Raw genomic sequence first — 816 nt, 5'->3', positions numbered from 1 at the left:
CGGTGTTGAATACAGTGCTATTAATAACGGCGATGGCACTTGGAGTTTAGCGGCTGATACATTACTTACATTAGAAGAAGGTGATGTTGAGATCAGTGTTATTGCTGAAGATAATTTAGGTAATAGTGATAATACTATAAAAGTAATACAAATTGATTCAACGGCCCCTGTGGTTAGCGTAGATTCAACTATTACCACCGATAACACACCAGTATTAACGGGCAGCGTAGACGACACGACAGCTGTAGTTGTGGTGACAGTGAATGAGGTTGGGTATACAGCTACCAACAATGCGGATGGGTCGTGGACTTTAGCGGATAACACACTCCCTGTATTAGATGATGGTGAAACCGTTATTACAGTGACCGCTTCAGATGCGGCGGGTAATAGCGCAACCAATACTGGCACTATTGAAGTCGATACAACGGGCCTCAATTTAAGTATTGATGCCTTAGTGACTAACGATACTTCACCTGCCTTAAGCGGCAGCATTGATGACGCAACGGCCACCGTGATTGTGACGGTCAATGGTATTGAATATGGTGCAACAAATAACGGCGATGGTACTTGGGTTTTAGCGGCTGATACCTTACCTGATTTAGCGGAAGGTGAGGTTGATATCAGTGTTTCAGCAAGTGATGAAGCGGGCCATACGGATAGCGCAACCACGACGATTGAAGTTGATAGCACCGCACCAATAATTAGCGTCGACTCTCTCACTACCACTGATAATACGCCAATGTTAACGGGTAATGTCGAAGATACAACGGCCACCGTGGTGGTAACCGTGGACGGCATCGAATACGCAGCAACTAA

Annotated in this window: 1 protein-coding gene; it reads left to right on the top strand. The window is 45.3% G+C overall.

Features of this window, described 5'->3' with window-relative positions; all coding sequences use genetic code 11:
• Positions 1-816, top strand: an 816-nt coding sequence (locus V5290_RS17300) for an Ig-like domain-containing protein (RefSeq protein WP_333388758.1), incomplete at both ends; no start/stop codon positions are given.

The organism is Psychromonas arctica (genome assembly GCF_036697365.1).
Lineage (GTDB): Bacteria > Pseudomonadota > Gammaproteobacteria > Enterobacterales > Psychromonadaceae > Psychromonas > Psychromonas arctica_A.
This window is presented reverse-complemented; position numbering and strand designations above follow the sequence as displayed.